The sequence below is a fragment of the Enterococcus sp. CSURQ0835 genome, assembly GCF_902706605.1.
In the GTDB taxonomy this organism is placed as follows: Bacteria; Bacillota; Bacilli; order Lactobacillales; family Enterococcaceae; genus Enterococcus_A.
In genome coordinates this window covers 1-18,648 of record NZ_CACSLH010000047.1, presented here as the reverse complement: position 1 = coordinate 18,648, position 18,648 = coordinate 1, and the positions used below count along the sequence as shown (strand labels likewise).

The window sequence follows — 18,648 nt, the reverse complement described above, 5'->3', positions numbered from 1 at the left end:
CAAGTTCGTCTGTTGTAAGATGGGTATAGGTCATTTGTACTCACTCCTTATAATTCTTTGGTCGGAACTATTTTGAGTGTAGCACAAGTGACTTTTTTAGTTGTCTAGCTTAATTTTACAATCGGCGCTTATAATCATATAAGGATGCTACCCTGTCTTCAGGATAAGTTTTAGAAAAAAATATTCTAAAGGAGGAAGTAAAGGATTTTGAAAAATATAAAAACACTAGCATTGAAAATACTAATGTTCTTTCCATTGCTCATGTCATTACTTGTACTACAAATTTTTCCTACAAAAATACCGACTCACTATGGGCTTTCAGGTAACGTTGACCGCTGGGGCATCAAATATACTGTATTAATCCTTCCAATTTGGATAATTATTTTAGGTTGTTTTTTTACGTTTCTGATCAAAAGAACAAATAGCAAATCAAAAGAAACTCAACTATTGACAGCTGGCCTATTGTCACTAACAACTTTTAACATACTAAACATTTATATTCTTACATCAAGCTACAAAAGGATTGCTAATTTATCAGCTATGCCGATTGATATTTTTAATTTGTCATTTATCCTCATAGGATTTAGTTATTTATTTTTAGGAAATATTTTTGCTGAAATGAACGCCGCTTTGATCAATTCAACAAGCTCAAGAATAGAACCCATTTCAAAAATAAAAAGTAAATTGATGATTGTCTCTCGCTATAGATTATGTGGTTTTGGTTTCATTTTTTTAGGTTTATTTACTAACTTCTCTAATATTGTATACCTATTGATTTTTGGTTTCGTATCTATTATTTTATTACTCTTCAAGATCATTAAATATTAAATAAATAGAAATACATTCTCTGATTTCAAAAAATTAAATACCTTTGAAAATCTTCTTAAATAAAATATTTTTCTCGAAAGGAATATTCAGAGCAAAAGAAAAAACCCTTGAAAATTCAAGGGTTTCAATCTCATTCGATAACTTAAAATTAACGACGGATTTCTTTGATCCGCGCAGCTTTACCGTGTAATGCACGTAAGTAGTACAATTTAGCACGACGAACTTTACCATAACGGACAACTTCGATTTTCGCTACACGAGGTGTGTGTAATGGGAATGTACGTTCCACACCAACACCGTTTGAGATTTTACGTACTGTATACGTTTCGCTGATGCCAGCTCCACGGCGTTTGATAACGACGCCTTCAAATAACTGGATCCGTTCGCGCGTACCTTCGACAACTTTCGCGTGAACACGAACTGTGTCTCCAGGACGGAATGAAGGGATATCCGTACGTAATTGGTCTTTTGTTAATTCTTCGATTAATGGATTCATGTTGTATCTTCTCCTTATTCCAAACATTCGTAAGGTGCGTCACCCCAGCGGAACATCGTAATATGATGAGTATTTTTACTCACCAAGGTAGTGTAACACAGAGTCTCAACTGCTGTAAAGAACATTTTCTTGTCAGTTTCTATTTTCTTCTTGTTTGATCTCAATCAAAAACTGTTGCATTTTCGGGGTCAGTTCGATTTCAGCTAAAAGATCAGGCCGACGCAAATAAGTTCGCCGTAATGATTCTTTCAACTGCCACTCTTCGATCAATTTATGATTCCCATTCATCAAAACTTCTGGTACAACTTGTCCATGAAATTCAGCTGGTCGGGTATATTGAGGATGTTCCAATAAACCAGTGGAATACGAATCCGTTTTGGCCGAAGTTTGATTGCCCAGCACTTCTGGTAACAAACGCACCGTTGCATCGATCATCACCATCGCGCCTAACTCGCCGCCAGTCAACACATAATCTCCCAATGAAACTTCATCGGTTACCAGTGAACGAATGCGCTCATCGTATCCTTCATAGTGACCGCAAATAAAAACGAGTTGGTCTTCAGCTGCAAAGTCTTCGGCCATCTTTTGATCGAACTGTTTACCAGCTGGATCAAGTAAGATCACGCGTTTTTTCGTCTCTGGTGTTCCTTGTTCGATCGCTTTTAGATTATCATAGATCGGCTGGACTTTTAACAGCATCCCGGCTCCCCCGCCGTAAGGATAATCATCGACTTGTTTGTGTTTATTATCTGAATAGTCACGGAAATTATGGACTTTGATCGTTAGCAGATCTTTTTCCACTGCTTTTCCAATAATCGATTCCCCTAACGGACCTTCAAACATTTTAGGAAATAAGGTCAACACATCGATCCGCATCAGTCGATCAACCCCTCGGGAATTTCGACATCCACGCGTTTATTTTTTAGATCGATCTGTTTGACCACCGATTCGATATAAGGTAGCAAAATATCGGCCCGTCCTTTTTGCTTCACGACCCAGACATCATTGGCACCAGGTGACAAGATCTCCGTGATCTGCCCTAAATCAGTTCCGTGTTCATCAAACACTTCTAGGCCGATGATCTCGTGGTAATAAAATTCATTTTCGGCTAATTCACCTTGTTGGTCTTCGGCGATTTTTAACGTTCCATCGCGAAATTCTTCTACTTGATTGATATTGTAATACTCTTCAAAACTCAACAAGTCAAAATTTTTATGTTTACGATGACTAGCGATCACGAGTTTCAATGGTTCTTTTTGCTCGCGAAACAAATACAACGTCTCGCCAACTTGGTAACGTTCTTCGGGAAAATCCGTTTGTGAAATCACGCGGACCTCGCCTTTGATCCCGTGAGTGTTGACGATCTTGCCAACTTTATAATAATTCGTCATAAAAACCTCCTTTAACATAAAAATAAAATCCAGCTCGCAAGCTCTCACAACCTCGTGCTTTCATTTTTTTGAGCCAATAAGTTTTGTTTTCAGTCACTGACTGATGATTAAGAAAAAAACACTCGAATCAGTTCGAGTGTTTTTTGGTTTATTTACCATCTACAATATTGAGACGGACTTTTTTTGGATCAGTTGTACGCACGCTATAAACGATCGTGCGGATCGCTTTTGCTACGCGTCCCTGTTTTCCAATGATCCGGCCGATATCTTCTGATGCAACACTTAAGTTGTACTCATAAAAATCGTTGGACTCGTCGATCTCTAATTTCACTTCATCTGGTTTTGTAACCAAAGGCCGAACGATGGTCAACACAAGGTTTGATAAATCTTGCATACTCGTTCACCTTATTTCTTAGTGAATTTTGCTTCGTGGTGTTTCTTCATGATGCCTTCTCTAGATAGGATATTCCGAACGGTATCAGAAGGTTGCGCACCTTTTTGTAACCAGTTTAAAATATCTTCTTCTTTTAATACGACTTCTGCAGGGTCTTTCAAAGGATTGTAAGTACCTACAGTTTCGATAAAACGTCCATCACGAGGAGAACGTGAATCAGCAACTACGATACGGTAAAAAGGTTTCTTTTTAGAACCCATACGTTTTAAGCGGATTTTAACTGCCATTTGTTAAATACACCTCCATTTAATTAATCACAAGATGTAGTGTACCACGCAATCTTTTGGCTGTAAAGAGTTTTTTCTTTACAGTCTCGATTTTTAGGCAAATTAGTTGTCAGTTAAATCGAATGTGCGTATGATGTAACCGTAAACAAATTTGAAAGGAATGATTCGATGTCAAAAACAATCGGGATTTTAGTCGGCAGCTTACGGAAAGGTTCCTATAACTTGATCGTCGCCAAACAAATGGCAGAGCTGTTACCTGCTGGTTATGAAGCAAAATTTATCAAGATCGATGATGTCCCATTTTACAATGAAGATTTGGAAACTGAGACGGTGCCTGACCAATGGAAACGTCTACGAGAAGAAGTAAAAAGTGTCGATGGTTTGTATTTCGTCACGCCAGAATACAATCGCTCCGTGCCAGCTGCTTTGAAAAACGCGTTGGATGTCGGCTCTCGACCAATGGGTAAAAATGTCTGGGGTGGTAAGCCAGGACTTGTCATGAGTGTCTCACCAGGTGGTATCGGTGGTTTCGGCGCGAACCATCACTTGCGTCAGTCATTGGTCTTTTTAGATATCCCAACGTTGCAACAACCAGAAGCTTATATCGGAAATATCGTAAATCTAGTCGACAACAATGGCAAGATCAAAGACAGCACCGTCGAATTTTTCCAACTGATCACCGATAAATACATTGAATTTTTTGAAAAATTAACGAAATAATCCTGACTCAACTAAGAAGCCTTTTCAGCTAAGGCTTCTTTTTTTGTGATTTCATTTTGAAGTATTGCAACACTATTTTCCCTTCAGTCTAAACCACGTGAGATCGTCTTGACCAAAGTCAATTTCCCGACTACACTAAGAGATGCTGCCTTTAAGTGAACAATGCAGCTTATTTTTATAAAGGAGCGTTTTTATGCCAGCTTTTTCGTTTCATTTTTGGCGCCAAAAAAATCGGCAGTGGGTGCAACACTTCAAAAAAAATCTGCCGATCAGTTTATTTTTTCTCATTGTTTTTTATCTGTTACTCATTGGCTTCGGTCCGCAATATTTGATGTTCGTCTCGATTTTTACCGTCATGTTCAAACTCAATTATAAAAAGAGCCGCAGCCTGTGGGATCTTTTGAAATTTTGCAGTTTTCAATTTTTGTTAAGTGCGTTAGCTTATCTAGCCACGTTAAATATTTTATTGACCATCAGTTTAAATTTACTAGTCCCCTTTTATTTGATTTATACCAAATCATCACAATTCAATCCTAAAGGCTACTTCATCAGCTTGATGACATTTACTTTTTGCCAATTGATCCAAGTAAAAACGAGTTTTTTACAACAATCGCAAGCTTACCTCACCGGACTGCTACTGTTTTTACTAGTCATGGGAGCCTACCAGCTGTTTACAAAACGTTTTTCTAAAGAGCAACTCGAAAAAAATGGCTTTACTTTGCTTTCAGATTTATTGCTAGCTGCAGGTCAGGGACAAAAAGATGCGGTCAGTTTAGCAAAACTCGCGACATTGACCCAACAGCTCTATCACCAAGCCTATTTTACTAGCGGTTCTAAAAAACAAGTCGCGCCTAAAGCTCGAATCATTTATAACTTTGCTTTTTTATTCCAACGAGCTTTGTATTTTTTTACTAGTATCGATGACTTAGCCGAACAAAATACAACTATCGAACAATTGATGACAGAAGCTGCGGCTTATTTTGACCAAGCAAGTCGCTTTGCTTCCTTATCGGCAAATGAAAAAGTCGTTCTAGAACAACAAGGTCAAGCCTTGTTAGTTGCCGTTGAACATTCCGATGCGTTAGCTGCCGCTTTTTTGAAAAATCTTTTAAGCCACAGCTTGTTTATTTTGCGACTATTAGCGAAAGACCCGGCCGTGGTGGATGCGCATTGGCAAACGCCGAAACACCGCCAAACTTGGCAACGTTTTTTACGAAATTTCAAACTTGATTCCTTCGAACTGCGGGTTGCATTGCGCTTTAGTCTCGTCATGGCCTTCAGCTTTTTTATCATGTCATTGACTCACGTGACTCGCGGGACGTGGCTGCCGATGAACGCTTTTTTATTGTTACAGCCGATGAATGAAGAGACTAGTTATCGAATGAAAACGCGTTTTATTGGAACGATCATCGGTTGTGTGATCAGCATTTTCGCAATTCCTTTTTTGGCTGGTGACCTCAGTCATTTGATTTTAGCCAGCTTATTAGGTATTTATGTCTTCACGATCATTCCCGGAACGGCTTTTCAAGCAACTTTGTCGACCGTCTTTGCTTTGTTTTTGACCTCTTTAGCACTGCCGGATCTGACTGCGGCGGGATTGCGGTTTTTCTTTGTTTTCTTAGCTTGCGGATTAGTTTATGTGGTCAATCGCTTCGTTTTTCCGACGAGCATGCAAAAACAATTCGCTTTCAACTTTCAAGAATTATTCCATGTCCATCAAGCGAGTTTAGTCGTTTTACGTCGCGCATTTATGGATCGGATCAACTACGGTACGATTGCCGATCTCCAATTGCAATATCATTTATTACACAGTGAAATCAGAACGTACTTAACAAAACATCCCGAATTAGACCAAGCCTTTTACAAAGAATTTTTGGCTGTCTCTTGGCAGCTGACCACGATCGTCGAACAATTATTGTTACTAGCTAACAGCAAAGCGATCTCTGAAGCAGATGCTGCCTTGATTGATCAAACAATTGATTCTTTTGATTATGTCTTAACGTTGATCCAACATTTACTGAACTTTAAAACGCCGCCACTTGCTATGCCCCACACCGAATTCAAGCGTGAACTAGCACTCGATCCTGAAATCAGTTACTTGCTCGTTCAGTATTCGAAGAAGCTCTCGATCATGTACCATAATACGTTTTTATATGTTGATCAGCAAAAGACCGCGCAGCATTCTTATTAAAAATAATTGAAGCGCCCCCCAAAAAACTAATTTTTGGAGGGCGCTTTTTTGATGGTAAAATCCAACTGCTTTTAATTCGCCAATTTTTTTACTTCTTGATAGCGAAAGCAAGTGGTCAGGTGGTCATTGATGATCCCGACCGCTTGTAAAAAGGCGTAAATCGTCGTGCTACCAACAAATTTAAAACCATGACGTTTCAAATCTTTTGCAATTCGGTCTGACAGCTCACTTTTAGCCGGTACCTCGCTAATGGTCTGCCGTTTGCCATCGAGCGGCTTAAAGTCCACAAAGCCCCACAAATAATCAGCAAAACTGCCAAATTCGGCTTGCACCTTTAAAGCTTGTTGCGCGTTGATCACGGCTGCTTCGATTTTTCGTCGGTTACGAATGATCCCAGCATCTTGTAATAAGCTTGCGATCTTGGCTTCATCAAAGGCCGCGACGTTTTCAATCACAAAGTTTTCATAGGCGCGATCAAAATTTTCCATTTTGTTCAAGATCGTTTGCCAACTGAGTCCGGCTTGATTCAGATCTAAAATGAGTTTGCGAAAAAGCATTCGATCGTCTCGCTCCGGCACGCCCCAGACCGTATCATGATAATGGCCCATTTTTTCATTCGCATTGCCCCAAGGACAGCGTTCCATCCAATCCCTCCTGTTCAATTTCAATCAAAATCATACTAAAAACCGCGAGCTGATTTGCCTCTTAAGCAAAACTTCCCGCGGCTGACGATTATTTCCGTTTCTTTTTCTTCTTTTTGTTCTTCTTCATCATTCGGTTCATGGCCATTTTGCCCATTTTCCCTTTGACACCAGTTCCAAACATTTGATCCATTCCCGCGGGCATATTGCCTTTACTCATCTGTTGCATCATTTTGCGAGATTCTTTGAACTGTTTGATCATCCGATTGACTTCCACCACGGAATTTCCCGAGCCGGCAGCGATCCGACGACGGCGACTAGGATTGAGTAGATCAGGATTTTCCCGTTCAGCCGGAGTCATGGAATAGACGATCGCCTTTTTCCGTTCCACATCTTTCGGATCGACTTTGATATTATCGATGCCTGGCATTTGATTCATTCCAGGGATCATCTTAATCAAGTCTTCTAGTGGTCCCATCCCCATGACTTGATCTAATTGTTCAATGAAATCATTGAAGTCAAAGGAATTTTCTTTCATCTTTTGCGCTAATTCAGCCGCTTTTTGATCGTCATAATCTTGCTGAGCTTTTTCGATCAACGTCAGCATGTCTCCCATGCCTAAGATCCGGCTACTCATCCGATCTGGGTGGAAGATTTCTAAGTCCGTCAATTTTTCCCCGGAACCGATAAATTTGATCGGCGCACCGGTCACTGAACGGATCGAAAGTGCTGCCCCGCCACGGGTATCGCCATCGAGTTTCGTCAAGACGACCCCGGTGATCCCTAGTTGCGCGTTGAAACTTTCCGCTACGTTGACGGCGTCTTGCCCGGTCATGGCATCCACCACGAGTAAGATCTCATTTGGTTGGGCGATCTCTTTGATCTGTTTTAATTCATCCATCAACGTTTCATCGATATGCAGTCGGCCGGCCGTATCGATCAAGACATAATCATTTTTCTTTTCGCGGGCGACTTCCATCCCTTGGCGTACGATCTCTACCGGACTCACATCCGTACCAAGATCAAAAACAGGGACTTGCAATTGTTGGCCTAAAACTTTCAATTGGTCGATGGCTGCTGGACGATAAACGTCACCAGCAATCATCAATGGCCGCGCTTTTTCGGTTTTGATCAAATGATTCGCAAGTTTTCCGGCAAAAGTCGTTTTACCAGCCCCTTGCAACCCGACCATCATGATGACAGTTGGGATTTTTGGACTTTTGTTTAAAGCGACAGTCTCTGATCCTAATGTTTTCGTCAGTTCTTCATCAACGATCTTGACGATTTGTTGCGCAGGTGACAAACTGTCTAAAACTTCCGCTCCTAATGCTCGTTCGCGGACTTCTCGCGTAAATTTTTTCACCACTTGCAAGTTGACATCGGCTTCCAGCAACGCTAGCCGGATCTCGCGCATCATCTCGGTGATGTCTGCTTCGGTCACTTTTCCTTTTTTTCGTAGTTTGCCCATCGCGTCTTGCAAACGTTTTGTTAAACTCTCAAATGCCATTACACGCATTCCTTTCTATTCATCTAAGTCTTGTAATTCTTGCACCATCCCAGCTAACGTTTCATCTTTCGGATAATGCTCTTTGACATAAAGTGCTAACTCATCTAATTGTTCTTCTCGGACGATATAATCCGAAAAAAGATGCAGCTTCTTTTCATAATCTTCTAAAATTTTTTCGGTCCGTTTGATATTATCATAAACGGCTTGCCGACTCACACTATATTCTTCTGCGATCTCACCTAATGAAAAATCATCGGCGTAATAAAGCTCCATATAATTCATTTGTTTTTCCGTCAAAAGCGTCGCGTAAAATTCAAACAGCGCATTCATTCGATTGGTTTTTTCAATCTCCATCTAATTCCCTCAAGGCTTTCTGCCAATTTTCTTCTGAGTAAATAGTCAAACCGTGATTTTTGAAATAAGCAGTTGCAACGCCGACCCCGTTAACTTTCACGCCAGAAAAAGTTCCATCATAGATCAAGCGACTCCCACAACTAGGACTTTTGGCTTTTAAGATCAAGGTGGTGACTTGAGCGGCTTGCAATTTTTCATACGCTCGTTTAGCGCCTTGTTGGAAGGCTAGGGTCACATCGCACCCCGTTTGATCAACGACACGCGCACGTCCTTCCCACACAGCAAAGCCATCACCGCCGACGATTTCAGCTGGCGTACGCGGTGTCGGTAAACCGCCAAGTACTTCCGGACAGACGATCACCGCTTTTTGGTCTGCTACTAGCTGCTCTAACGCGCTGATTTCATTTGCCTGGCCATCGTAACGACAACAGACTCCGGCTAGACAGGCACTGATCCCCAACACAAAAATCTTCCTTCCTAAAAAACGGCAGCTTAGTGAAAAAAATCAGCTTTAACTGCCCGATTTATCTGTTTCAACTTATTTTCGTGATTTAATTTCAAAAAACAGGTGACAAAACTGCCTTCCCATTATACCATTTATTCGGAACTGGAAATAGCCTTAGAAAAATTTTTTAACTTAAAGGAGCCGCTTATGAAACGCGTATTAGTCGTAGATGATGAACCGTCCATCGTCACTTTATTGACCTTCAATTTAGAAAAAGAAGGCTATAGTGTCACCTCAGCCGAAGACGGCAAAACTGGTTATGAACTTGCTTTGAACGAAGCGTTTGATTTTATTATTTTAGATGTGATGTTGCCAGGAATGGACGGCATGGAAATTGCGAAAAAGTTACGGCAAGAAAAAATCGAGACGCCGATTTTGATGTTGACCGCTAAAGACGATGCCATTGACCGGATCTTAGGCTTAGAAATCGGAGCCGATGACTATTTGACCAAACCTTTTTCTCCCCGTGAAGTACTAGCTCGGATGAAAGCGATCTTTCGTCGGATCGAACCGCGCCAAGAAAAAACAGAAGTCGAACTGCTGACAGCGGGTGCGATCACTGCTGATCTAACTAACTATCAAGTTACTGTCCGAGGAAAAAAAATCGAACTAACGCCCAAAGAATTTGAGCTGCTGGTTTATTTCATGAAACGCAAAAATCGGGTGATCGATCGGGATACATTATTAGATCGCATTTGGAAATATGATTTTGCCGGCCAGAGCCGGATCGTCGATGTCCACGTCTCGCATTTGCGCGAAAAAATCGAACTTGATCCGAAACATCCCCAATATTTGCAGACAGTCCGAGGGTTCGGCTATAAATTTCAGGTGCCGGAAGAATGAAAAAATGGAAAGTCGAATATTGGGCCAGCTTCTTGATCATTTGTGGACTGTTCATTGGCAGCTGGCAGTTGGCTAACCATTTTTACACGAAAGAATTGGTGGATCAGCAAGAAGAATTTTTAAGTGACTATGGAAAATATTTGATCAGCCGTTTAGATAAAACACAATTGACTGCTAAGAAAAATCAACGCGTCTTAGATCATTTTTCCAGCGAGACAACCGAGCGACTCACTCTCTTAAACGCGCGCGGTCGAATCCTTCACGATACGACAGATCCGCAATTGACTGGGAATCGCGCAAATCGGCCCGAGGTCCACACCGTACTTGCTGGCAGCTCAACAGGGGCTTCCGTTCGAAAGAGTGCTACCTTAAAAAAAGAATTGCTCTACACAGCACTCCCCATCGAAAAAAATCATAAACTCTTAGGCGTTTTGCGGTTAGCAAAAGACACCGCGGCCTTTGCTCCTAAGACGACTAACTTTCGCCACTCGATCTTTATCGTGCTCTTGATCTTTTACTTGATTTTATATGCGATCATCGCCTATTTGTTCCATCAACGTAATCGACCGGTCGAAACGGTCCTGCCGGTTTTAAAACGCATGGTGGCTGAGCCGGAAAAAAGTAATTTTGTTTTACAAAACTCACCGCAGTGGAAAGAATTATACAGGACCGTCAATCAATTGAGTGAACAGTTAAACGAAACATACGCAGCTTACACCTCAACTGAAAAACAATTCACGACTTTATTTCACGAGCTGATGATCGGCGTTTTTATCATTGATGAAGCAGGTCGCTTCGTCATGATCAATAAAACGATGGAAGAGTTGCTGAGTGTTGGTGGTGCCACTGGTCAAAGTTACTGGCAAGTGATCGAAGACCCGAATCTGATCCGGTTGATCCAACAAGTCTCCACTGAAAAAAATCAGCTCCATCAAGAAATCGCCGTCAAAACTCCTCGCAGTTTGAATCTTGATGTCCGCTTGCGTTATTTAGCTAATCCAGCTGGCGCTCAAATCATGGGGACCGTCTATGATCTGACTCACGTCCGAAATTTAGAAAAGATCCAACGCGATTTTGTCGGCAATGTCTCCCATGAATTAAAGACACCCGTGACTTCACTGATCGGGTTTACGGAAACTTTGCTGGATGGTGCGATGGAAGATCCTGCTTTGACTAAAGAATTTTTGACCATCATGCAAAAAGACGCACAACGCCTGCAGCATTTGATCCAAGATATCATCGAATTATCAAAAAATGCCGAACACGTCTCGGAAAATCAACAAACGGTATTGCTGTATAATTTCATCCAGCAACAAGTCGAACTTTACGAGCGAACTTTATCAAAAAAACAAATCCAAATCATCATCGACGGCTCACCCACGGCTCATTTCAAAACGCAGCCGACCTTTTTCCAACCGATCATTAAAAACTTGATCGAAAACGCGATCCAATATTCACCGGTGAATAGCCAAATCTTGATCACGTTTACGTTAGGCGCAAGCTTGGAATTAAAAGTCCAAGATTTTGGGATCGGGATTTCAAAAGCGGATCAAGCTCGGATCTTTGAACGTTTTTACCGCGTCGATAAAGCACGTAGTCGTCATTCAGGTGGTACTGGTTTAGGACTTTCGATCGTCAAAGAATACAGCGAGATCTTAGGCGGAACAGTCACGGTCGAAAGCCACCCTAACGTCGGTTCAACGTTTACCGTGACCTTACCCAACGAAAAATAATACCAAAATAAAAACGAACACACTTTGCAGGATATCCACTGCAAAGTGCGTTCGTTTTTTTAGTTATTTCACTGTTCCATCGGCTGCTCGTTCGATTTTCATTTCAGTGATCGGCAAGTAACCTAATTTTTTCACTGGACCGTTTTGAATTTCTTTTGAAGTCATGTAGTCTAAAAATTTTGCGACTTTTTCACTTGGCTTTCCTTTAGTGTACATGTGCTCGTATGACCAGATTGGCCATTTGTTGGTAGCGATATTTTTTTCTGTCGGTGCGACGCCATCTAAGTTCAAAGCTTGCAATGAGTCATCGACATACGATAAAGCTAAATAGCTAATGGCTCCTGGTGTTTGCGCGACGATTTTTTTCACCGTTCCAGATGAATCTTGTTCTTGAGTTTGAACGGCATCTTTGCCAGCCAAGCCCCATTTTTCAAATGTTGCGCGGGTTCCGCTCCCGCTAGCCCGGTTGATGACCGCAATTTTTTCATCTTTTCCGCCAACAGCTTTCCAATTGGTGATTTCGCCCGTAAAAATTTTGATCAATTGATCTTTCGTAACATTTTTAACACCGACATCTCGATTGACGACCGGGGCGATCCCCACAACGGCTACCTTATGATCGACTAATTTATCCGATGGGATGCCGCCTTTTTCTTCAGCAAAAACATCCGAGTTCCCGATTTCGACTGCGCCATCCGCTACTTGACTCAAGCCAGTCCCACTGCCGCCGCCTTGAACTGAGATCTGATAAGTTGGATTTTCTTGTGTAAAACTTGCTTGCGCCGCATCCACTAACGGTTGTAGAGCCGTTGAACCTACAGCTGTCATCTTTACCGCTTTGTCTTGTTTTTTAGCTGAAGCATTGCCACAACCGGCCAAAAGTACACCCGTCAAGACTAAGCCTACCATCAATTTTTTCATCTGTCTGATACTCCTTTAAAATTTTTAGCGACGAACCCTCGTCAGCTTCTATCAAAACTTTAACAAGCGCGCGTTAAAATAAAATATGCAACGTGTAAACAAGTTGTAAAGGAGCGTAAATTTTTGGTAAAGCTCGTCTTTCATCCACCCTTCAAACAAATCAGTACCGCTTTTTAACAAAGACGTGTACACTAGCAGCGAGGTGAGGAAAATGTTAACAATCACATATCAAAAATCTGGCAGTAACGAAACGAAAACTTATGCGAACGCAAATGAATTTATCGCCGCTCAATTAAAAGAAGTTCCCGATCTCCCAGATTATTACCACGTCGTTTCAGCTACCTTAGATGATCAACCATTAAACCTAACCGATCAAACGATCAGCGGTTTATTCAATCAGTTGAATCATTAGGCTAGCTTACCAACATAAAAAAGAGTTCGATTCAGTTGCAAAACAACCTTGAATCGAACTCTTTTTTAACTGTTTAGCTAAAGTTGCTTACACAACTCTTTATTTACGCACTACTCGCCTAAATAAGCACGCAATCGTTTCATCGCTTCGACTAATTTTTCCATTGAAGCTGCATAACTTAACCGAATATAGCCTTCGCCTTCTGCTCCAAAAGCAACTCCGGGGATCAGTGCCAATTTATTTTTCTTCGCGAGATCCAAACAAAAAGCCATTGAATCTTGGTTAGCACCAGCCGGGATCTTAGCAAACAAATAAAACGCACCCGCTGGCCGAGCCACTTTAAACCCAAGCGCAGTCATTTCTTGATACAAATAATCCCGCCGTTTACGATACTCTTCGCGCATAATGACCCCATCATCGATGCCGTTCGTCAAAGCTTCCACAGCAGCTTTTTGTGAAATCGTCGAAGCCGCAGTCACTAAATATTGGTGAACTTTGATCAGTTGTGCTGTGATAGCTTGCGGTGCGAAAATAAATCCGATGCGCCAGCCAGTCATGGCATGGGATTTTGACAACCCATTCAATAAAATCGTTTGTTCTCGTAAATATTTAGCAAACGAGACATGGGTGTTTTCGTAACTCAGTTCACTATAGATCTCGTCACTGATCAAAAAGATCGGATACTTTTTGATCGTTTCTGCTAATGCTTCGACTTCACTTTGCGTATACGCCACACCGGTTGGATTCGACGGAGAAGTCATGATCAACGCTTTGACTTGCTCTCCGTATTTTTCCATTGCGGCATCGATCTGCTCGCCCGTCAATAAAAAGTCCGTTTCCCGCGTATCAAGATAGACTGGAATGCCCCCGGCTAAACGGATCAATGGTTCATACCCCGGATAAGTCGGCGCCGGTAATAAGACGACATCTCCCGGCTCTAAGATCGCAAGTAAACTAGCCGAAATCGCTTCGGTAGCACCGATCGTCACTAAGACTTCACTAGCTGGATCATAATGGACACCATATTTTTTTTCGATGAATTGACTAGCTGCTGCTCGAACTTCTGGCAACCCCGCCATTCCACTGTAATGACTAAAATTATCCGCGATCGCTTTTTCACCAGCTACTTTCACGTGCTCAGGTGTATTAAAATCTGGCTCACCCAATGTCAACTTCAACATATCTGGAATGTCTGACACTTGCTCATCAAACTGCCGAATCAACGACACTGCGATCTCGTAAACATTTTTATTAAAACGATCTTTTAATTGCATCATGGTATCTCTCCTGTTCATTAAAAATAAAAGGCAAAACTACCAGCCATTTTTAATCATACTATCACAAACTTACTAATAGTAAAGCATCCAAGCGAAATTAATTTTCTCGCCAATACAACTGCGTTCGATAATATAAAAAGATCGCTAAAATCAAACTCAACAAACTGATCCCATAAGCCGGCTTAACGGCTAAAAAATAAGCGGAGGTATAAAAGTCTAAATTTTGAAAGCCGGTCTTCGTCAAGCCAGTCGGTCCTAAAATCATTCGCGGCAAAGAAGAAAAAACAGTCGTAAAAAATATTCGAATTGATAATATAACTAATTTTATATTCCATTTTTTGCGAGCAAATTCACCTAACAACATTCCTAAAGTAAAAATCACATACCATAAAGCTAACGTCGCGAAATTTTTCATCACTAAAAAACCAGTCCCATCAACTGGATGTAACGCCCCCACCTCGTCTACTAACGCTTTTATCCAAGGAAAAGGCAGTGTAGCTATCGGCAATAGCCAAAAAAAACCAATAACTTTTTTGATGCCAATTTATTTTTCGTTGCATATTGTCACCTACTTCTTAATCTTCTAACTAGTTAACAAACAAATTGCGACAGTTTAAAAGATTTATCATAAAATAAAATTTAACAAAAATAACATTGCGGTAAATTTTACTTCATTATAAAATAATAGCAAATGAGTTTATTTATCAAGGAGGGCAAGTCATGAACACGATCACACGGCAACAATTCCCTTTTTTATTTTTCATACTTCCTTACGTTCAATTATCGTTGATCATCGACTATTATTTTCATTCTGTAATCGGAATCGTTTTTTCACTGCTGGTGGCATTTGCCTTTGGTTTTTACGCGCGGCGGACCCACCAGCTGATGATTTTATTTTTCGGTAATCTTTTCAATGTCATCTTATCTTATTTGCTGACTTTTCTGTTCCTATCCGAACGTTTGACCTTTTTTTATCAGCCGTTCTCACCGTTTTTGATCGTCACTTTACTGACGCTGCTTTTTATTCTGACGCAATTGATCGGCTGCTTCTGGGGAAGTTTTTTCACCCGTCGCTATATAAAGTTGATCAAAAAAAAACCAACACGCTAAAAAATCCGTCACTGGTTAAACAGTAGGCGGATTTTTTGTTTATCAGTATAAGATAAGTTATCGCAAATCAATTTTTAAACTAAAAAAGCGATTAGTGCTTGCTTTTCTTTACTAGTAGGCAGTCGACTTCCATGAAGCAAACTTTCCCATTCTGCAACACTCATTTCAAATTTTTCTGCTGCTGCTTGCTCAGATAGCTTTTCTTTTTTTACTTTAGCTTCGACATCAGCTAAAAGGATGATAGCTTCAAGCTCGTCATCACGTAATAAATCAGCCTCAGTCTGTTCATAGCTGATGAACTCTTTCAAGGAATTTTTGCTAAGTAACATACCTAAGCCTCTTGCCACTTGTTTTACTTGTCGAATAATAAAATCTTTATCCTCAATTCCCACTAGACCAGCTCCTCTCTAAAACTAAACTGTTAAGTGCGATTGACCTTTCAAAACATTCCCTGATGATACTTACACATAATTAATTCAAATGGACAGTCAGCTTGCTCTAGCGATACAACTAGTCTAAATTATCCTAAAATTTTTAAATTATAAAGAACGATCGATAAAATCAACATAATCCAGATTACGCGAGAAGAATTCAACTTTTTCTGTCCTAATAGCCAATATGCTAACCCCACAAGTAATATTGGGATTAAAGCTGGCATGATGTCATTCAACATATCTTGAAAATTCATTTTTACCTTTCCATTTTTATATACAAATGGAATATTCACTTTGACAACTGTCGGTATCAGTGCACCAACAACCATTATACCTAAAAGTGTAGCGGAATTTGTTAACGCTTGCAATCTATCTTTCATAGTAGTAACCAGTTTAACGCCTTCTTTATACGCGAGAAACAGCGAAGCAAATCGAAACGGCAAGTACACAGTACAATTGAATAAAACCCATAATAATATTCCGATGGGCGAACCATTTAATGCAAATGTTGCCGCAATAGATCCCCACACAGTTGACCAAATAACTCCCCAAAGCGAATCCCCCACACCGGCCAGTGGACCCATCAAACCTGTTTTGATCCCTGGTATGATGTCATAAGCGTCTCGACCTTCCTGTTCTTCAATTGCGATATCCAAGCCCAAAATAATGTGTCCCATACTTGAAGCAGTATTGTAAAACTGATTTTGCATTTTCATCATGTCTCTAAGATCATCTTTCTCAGGATAAAGTTTTTTTAAGATCGGCAACATCGAATATAAGTACCCGCTACTCATCATCCGTTCATAGTTCCAATTGATCTGACTAGAATATAGAAAACGAATATTGGTTTTCCATAAATCTTTTTTGGTTAACTTTTTAGTGTTACCAGTATTATTCATCACCAGCAAAACCTCCTTCAAATGTGCTTTTTTCAATAACTGCTTGTATTGACTTCTTGTTGACCTTTTTAAAGTCTAATATAGCTAAAGCTATCCCGATTAAAGTAATTCCTAAGATCGGCAATTTCAAATAGGCTGCTAGCACAATTCCAACAATGAAATAAGGAATATATTGTTTCGTTGGCAAATACCTTAACAATATCGCGATACCGACTACAGGCAGTACTCCCCCAGCGACTTTCAGCCCTCCCATAATCGCATCTGGCAAATAATTTAAAATCACATTTATTATCGGTTCTCCAAAAATCAAGATGATCATGATAGGAAGTGCTCTGGAAAGTCCCCAAGGAAGTGCACCTAAAAGGGTATAATATTCTATTTTTTTAGTATTCACCTCTTCTATTGCTTTATCTATTTTGTGTAGTAAAAAAGTATTAGTAAAACGAGCGACTATATCCAATTGAACCATCAATAATCCCACAGGCACTGCTAACCCAATTGCAAAGTTTAGTCCTTTTCCTGATAAAATCCCAAACACAGTTCCAACTACGGCACCTGTAAAAAAATCTGGAATTGAAGCTCCACCAAACGCTGAAATCCCTAATTGCATTAATTGTAGTGTTCCCCCAACAGAAAGACCTAACGTAAGATCTCCCATCACAATACCTGTAAGCATTCCGGCAAATACTGGATGTATAAGACCAATATTTCCCATCAGAGATTCATTGATTGCTAGAAATGAATAAATCGTTAAAATAATAATTTGCCACATTTGAATAGAATCCATTTTATTTCTCCTTTCAATATTTTATAATATTTCTTTGATTTTTTTGAAGCAGCTGTTGGAATATACACACCAATTGCAACACCTAAATCTACTATGTTCTATATTGCTCATTACTACTGACACTTTCTAACTATTCTCAGCTCTCTTTATAACCGTATCTCTAATCATCCTCTGAAGTATTCTTAATTCCCTCCAGTTCTAATCTTTTCATTTTTTCTCCTGGTTTTATATCTAATAAATAGCAGACTAATGGTGCAATCATTAATTGTGATACCGGCGTACTGTACTTTCGTTTATCGACCTTATTTGAGAAAATATATAGCGGTACCTCCCTTACATCAGCGGTCGTTCCACCATGATTTCCTCGAAAATCCATACCGTGATCAGCCGTAATAATAATTTGATAGCCTTGTTCTAACCATTGAGGTAAATAATCCGCTAAATAACTATCAACTGCTAAAACTTTAGCATGATATGTTAAAGAATCACTGCCATGTTTGTGTCCATTGTCATCGATATTCATTGTATGGATGTATAGAAACTCCGGATTAGAATAATTTAAAAGAAAATTAGCATCATCAAGAACATGGGAATCTGGATAATCATCTTTATAATAAAAAATTCCATTCGCAATCATTTTACCTGTGTTTAATTGAATCCTATCATTCTGTTTATCAAAGGGTAGATTATTGTAAAGTTCACTTAACCAATAGTAAGACGCAGTGGCATTAACTAGGTTATTCTTCTTTACTAGTGAAAAAATATTTTCAGTTTGTGACATTTTACCTTTTTTCACTAGTGTTGCAAAGAACTTCAAATCATTAAAAGCATTGCTATAAAGCTATTCATGTACAAAAAAATCCTTTATACTGTTCTCGGATGACTTATCCAAGACCAATAAAAAGGACCTACGCATGG

Annotated in this window: 23 protein-coding genes; 7 read left to right on the top strand and 16 right to left on the bottom strand. The window is 40.1% G+C overall.

Features of this window, described 5'->3' with window-relative positions; translation table 11 throughout:
• Positions 1–207 precede the first annotated feature (207 nt).
• Complete coding sequence (locus GVJ38_RS13380; RefSeq protein ID WP_159723702.1) at positions 208–828, top strand: DUF1648 domain-containing protein; 621 nt, start codon at positions 208–210, stop codon at positions 826–828.
• Between the two features lie 148 nt (positions 829–976).
• Here the strand turns inward: GVJ38_RS13380 and rplS are convergent, their stop codons facing one another.
• The 5 genes from rplS to rpsP all read right to left on the bottom strand — a co-directional run bounded on the left by rplS (position 977) and on the right by rpsP (position 3,396).
• Positions 977–1,324, bottom strand: a complete 348-nt coding sequence (gene rplS, locus GVJ38_RS13375) for a 50S ribosomal protein L19 (RefSeq protein WP_159723701.1) — start codon at positions 1,322–1,324, stop codon at positions 977–979.
• 132 nt (positions 1,325–1,456) lie between these two features.
• A complete protein-coding gene (gene trmD / locus GVJ38_RS13370; protein ID WP_159723700.1) occupies positions 1,457–2,200 on the bottom strand; it encodes a tRNA (guanosine(37)-N1)-methyltransferase TrmD in 744 nt (247 codons plus the stop codon).
• Positions 2,200–2,715, bottom strand: a complete 516-nt coding sequence (gene rimM / locus GVJ38_RS13365) for a ribosome maturation factor RimM (protein WP_159723699.1) — start codon at positions 2,713–2,715, stop codon at positions 2,200–2,202. The genes trmD and rimM overlap by 1 nt, the downstream gene beginning before the upstream one ends.
• A 148-nt stretch (positions 2,716–2,863) precedes the next feature.
• Positions 2,864–3,109 carry a KH domain-containing protein gene (locus GVJ38_RS13360; RefSeq protein ID WP_159723698.1) on the bottom strand — a complete coding sequence of 82 codons (246 nt, stop codon included), beginning with the start codon at positions 3,107–3,109 and terminating at the stop codon, positions 2,864–2,866.
• Between the two features lie 11 nt (positions 3,110–3,120).
• Positions 3,121–3,396: a 30S ribosomal protein S16 gene (rpsP, locus tag GVJ38_RS13355; protein ID WP_159723697.1), complete on the bottom strand. Its 276-nt coding sequence runs from the start codon at positions 3,394–3,396 to the stop codon at positions 3,121–3,123.
• A gap of 168 nt (positions 3,397–3,564) precedes the next feature.
• Here rpsP and GVJ38_RS13350 point away from each other — a divergent pair, with 168 nt between their 5' ends.
• Both GVJ38_RS13350 and GVJ38_RS13345 read left to right on the top strand, forming a co-directional pair.
• Positions 3,565–4,116, top strand: coding sequence for an NADPH-dependent FMN reductase (locus GVJ38_RS13350; RefSeq protein ID WP_159723696.1), 552 nt, complete (start codon positions 3,565–3,567; stop codon positions 4,114–4,116).
• 193 nt (positions 4,117–4,309) lie between these two features.
• Positions 4,310–6,307: an FUSC family protein gene (locus tag GVJ38_RS13345; RefSeq protein ID WP_235032909.1), complete on the top strand. Its 1,998-nt coding sequence runs from the start codon at positions 4,310–4,312 to the stop codon at positions 6,305–6,307.
• A 71-nt stretch (positions 6,308–6,378) separates the two neighbouring features.
• On the opposite strand, the gene GVJ38_RS13340 is transcribed toward GVJ38_RS13345, so the two are convergent.
• The 4 genes from GVJ38_RS13340 to GVJ38_RS13325 all read right to left on the bottom strand — a co-directional run bounded on the left by GVJ38_RS13340 (position 6,379) and on the right by GVJ38_RS13325 (position 9,272).
• Positions 6,379–6,951, bottom strand: coding sequence for a DNA-3-methyladenine glycosylase I (locus GVJ38_RS13340; protein ID WP_159723695.1), 573 nt, complete (start codon positions 6,949–6,951; stop codon positions 6,379–6,381).
• Positions 6,952–7,039: 88 nt separating this feature from the next.
• The gene (gene ffh / locus GVJ38_RS13335) at positions 7,040–8,455 is read right to left on the bottom strand and encodes a signal recognition particle protein (protein ID WP_159723694.1); all 1,416 of its coding nucleotides are present in this window, start codon (positions 8,453–8,455) and stop codon (positions 7,040–7,042) included.
• A 15-nt stretch (positions 8,456–8,470) separates the two neighbouring features.
• Complete coding sequence (locus GVJ38_RS13330; protein WP_159723693.1) at positions 8,471–8,809, bottom strand: putative DNA-binding protein; 339 nt, start codon at positions 8,807–8,809, stop codon at positions 8,471–8,473.
• Positions 8,799–9,272 (bottom strand): DUF523 domain-containing protein, encoded by a 474-nt coding sequence (locus GVJ38_RS13325; RefSeq protein ID WP_159723692.1) that lies wholly within the window; start codon positions 9,270–9,272, stop codon positions 8,799–8,801. The genes GVJ38_RS13330 and GVJ38_RS13325 overlap by 11 nt, the downstream gene beginning before the upstream one ends.
• Positions 9,273–9,461: 189 nt before the next feature.
• On the opposite strand from GVJ38_RS13325, the gene GVJ38_RS13320 reads away from it, so the two are divergent.
• Together GVJ38_RS13320 and GVJ38_RS13315 are read left to right on the top strand one after the other, a co-directional pair.
• Complete coding sequence (locus GVJ38_RS13320; protein WP_159723691.1) at positions 9,462–10,157, top strand: response regulator transcription factor; 696 nt, start codon at positions 9,462–9,464, stop codon at positions 10,155–10,157.
• Positions 10,154–11,890 (top strand): sensor histidine kinase, encoded by a 1,737-nt coding sequence (locus GVJ38_RS13315; protein WP_159723690.1) that lies wholly within the window; start codon positions 10,154–10,156, stop codon positions 11,888–11,890. The genes GVJ38_RS13320 and GVJ38_RS13315 overlap by 4 nt, the downstream gene beginning before the upstream one ends.
• A gap of 63 nt (positions 11,891–11,953) precedes the next feature.
• Here the strand turns inward: GVJ38_RS13315 and GVJ38_RS13310 are convergent, their stop codons facing one another.
• A complete protein-coding gene (locus tag GVJ38_RS13310; protein ID WP_159723689.1) occupies positions 11,954–12,811 on the bottom strand; it encodes a phosphate ABC transporter substrate-binding protein PstS family protein in 858 nt (285 codons plus the stop codon).
• A 211-nt stretch (positions 12,812–13,022) separates the two neighbouring features.
• On the opposite strand from GVJ38_RS13310, the gene GVJ38_RS13305 reads away from it, so the two are divergent.
• Positions 13,023–13,223 (top strand): hypothetical protein, encoded by a 201-nt coding sequence (locus tag GVJ38_RS13305; RefSeq protein ID WP_159723688.1) that lies wholly within the window; start codon positions 13,023–13,025, stop codon positions 13,221–13,223.
• A gap of 110 nt (positions 13,224–13,333) precedes the next feature.
• On the opposite strand, the gene GVJ38_RS13300 is transcribed toward GVJ38_RS13305, so the two are convergent.
• On the bottom strand, positions 13,334–14,500 hold the full coding sequence (locus GVJ38_RS13300; protein WP_200849516.1) for a pyridoxal phosphate-dependent aminotransferase: 1,167 nt from the start codon (positions 14,498–14,500) through the stop codon (positions 13,334–13,336).
• 97 nt (positions 14,501–14,597) lie between these two features.
• Positions 14,598–15,008, bottom strand: a complete 411-nt coding sequence (locus tag GVJ38_RS13295) for a hypothetical protein (RefSeq protein ID WP_159723687.1) — start codon at positions 15,006–15,008, stop codon at positions 14,598–14,600.
• A gap of 212 nt (positions 15,009–15,220) precedes the next feature.
• On the opposite strand from GVJ38_RS13295, the gene GVJ38_RS13290 reads away from it, so the two are divergent.
• On the top strand, positions 15,221–15,610 hold the full coding sequence (locus GVJ38_RS13290) for a hypothetical protein (protein ID WP_159723686.1): 390 nt from the start codon (positions 15,221–15,223) through the stop codon (positions 15,608–15,610).
• A 74-nt stretch (positions 15,611–15,684) separates the two neighbouring features.
• Here GVJ38_RS13290 and GVJ38_RS13285 read toward each other — a convergent pair whose 3' ends face one another.
• From GVJ38_RS13285 to GVJ38_RS13270, 4 genes are all read right to left on the bottom strand, one after another.
• Positions 15,685–16,002 carry a hypothetical protein gene (locus GVJ38_RS13285; RefSeq protein ID WP_159723685.1) on the bottom strand — a complete coding sequence of 106 codons (318 nt, stop codon included), beginning with the start codon at positions 16,000–16,002 and terminating at the stop codon, positions 15,685–15,687.
• A gap of 128 nt (positions 16,003–16,130) precedes the next feature.
• Entirely contained in the window at positions 16,131–16,943 is an 813-nt protein-coding gene (locus GVJ38_RS13280; RefSeq protein ID WP_159723684.1) for a PTS system mannose/fructose/sorbose family transporter subunit IID, read from the bottom strand.
• Positions 16,936–17,730, bottom strand: coding sequence for a PTS mannose/fructose/sorbose/N-acetylgalactosamine transporter subunit IIC (locus GVJ38_RS13275; protein WP_159723683.1), 795 nt, complete (start codon positions 17,728–17,730; stop codon positions 16,936–16,938). Before GVJ38_RS13275 ends, GVJ38_RS13280 begins: the two co-directional genes overlap by 8 nt.
• Before the next feature lie 160 nt (positions 17,731–17,890).
• Positions 17,891–18,511, bottom strand: a complete 621-nt coding sequence (locus GVJ38_RS13270; protein ID WP_159723682.1) for an alkaline phosphatase family protein — start codon at positions 18,509–18,511, stop codon at positions 17,891–17,893.
• Positions 18,512–18,648 lie beyond the last annotated feature (137 nt).

Excerpts from the sequence above, each read along its gene's own strand:
- GVJ38_RS13350 (WP_159723696.1), top strand. The coding sequence starts at position 3,565 with ATGTCAAAAACAATCGGGATTTTAGTCGGCAGCTTACGGAAAGGTTCC.
- GVJ38_RS13340 (WP_159723695.1), bottom strand. The coding sequence starts at position 6,951 with ATGGAACGCTGTCCTTGGGGCAATGCGAATGAAAAAATGGGCCATTAT.
- ffh (WP_159723694.1), bottom strand. The coding sequence starts at position 8,455 with ATGGCATTTGAGAGTTTAACAAAACGTTTGCAAGACGCGATGGGCAAA.
- GVJ38_RS13275 (WP_159723683.1), bottom strand. The coding sequence starts at position 17,730 with ATGGATTCTATTCAAATGTGGCAAATTATTATTTTAACGATTTATTCA.
- GVJ38_RS13280 (WP_159723684.1), bottom strand. The coding sequence starts at position 16,943 with ATGAATAATACTGGTAACACTAAAAAGTTAACCAAAAAAGATTTATGG.
- GVJ38_RS13320 (WP_159723691.1), top strand. The coding sequence starts at position 9,462 with ATGAAACGCGTATTAGTCGTAGATGATGAACCGTCCATCGTCACTTTA.
- GVJ38_RS13360 (WP_159723698.1), bottom strand. The coding sequence starts at position 3,109 with ATGCAAGATTTATCAAACCTTGTGTTGACCATCGTTCGGCCTTTGGTT.
- GVJ38_RS13290 (WP_159723686.1), top strand. The coding sequence starts at position 15,221 with ATGAACACGATCACACGGCAACAATTCCCTTTTTTATTTTTCATACTT.
- GVJ38_RS13345 (WP_235032909.1), top strand. The coding sequence starts at position 4,310 with ATGCCAGCTTTTTCGTTTCATTTTTGGCGCCAAAAAAATCGGCAGTGG.
- rplS (WP_159723701.1), bottom strand. The coding sequence starts at position 1,324 with ATGAATCCATTAATCGAAGAATTAACAAAAGACCAATTACGTACGGAT.
- GVJ38_RS13305 (WP_159723688.1), top strand. The coding sequence starts at position 13,023 with ATGTTAACAATCACATATCAAAAATCTGGCAGTAACGAAACGAAAACT.
- GVJ38_RS13270 (WP_159723682.1), bottom strand. The coding sequence starts at position 18,511 with ATGTCACAAACTGAAAATATTTTTTCACTAGTAAAGAAGAATAACCTA.
- GVJ38_RS13330 (WP_159723693.1), bottom strand. The coding sequence starts at position 8,809 with ATGGAGATTGAAAAAACCAATCGAATGAATGCGCTGTTTGAATTTTAC.
- GVJ38_RS13300 (WP_200849516.1), bottom strand. The coding sequence starts at position 14,500 with ATGATGCAATTAAAAGATCGTTTTAATAAAAATGTTTACGAGATCGCA.
- GVJ38_RS13315 (WP_159723690.1), top strand. The coding sequence starts at position 10,154 with ATGAAAAAATGGAAAGTCGAATATTGGGCCAGCTTCTTGATCATTTGT.
- trmD (WP_159723700.1), bottom strand. The coding sequence starts at position 2,200 with ATGCGGATCGATGTGTTGACCTTATTTCCTAAAATGTTTGAAGGTCCG.
- rpsP (WP_159723697.1), bottom strand. The coding sequence starts at position 3,396 with ATGGCAGTTAAAATCCGCTTAAAACGTATGGGTTCTAAAAAGAAACCT.
- rimM (WP_159723699.1), bottom strand. The coding sequence starts at position 2,715 with ATGACGAATTATTATAAAGTTGGCAAGATCGTCAACACTCACGGGATC.
- GVJ38_RS13310 (WP_159723689.1), bottom strand. The coding sequence starts at position 12,811 with ATGAAAAAATTGATGGTAGGCTTAGTCTTGACGGGTGTACTTTTGGCC.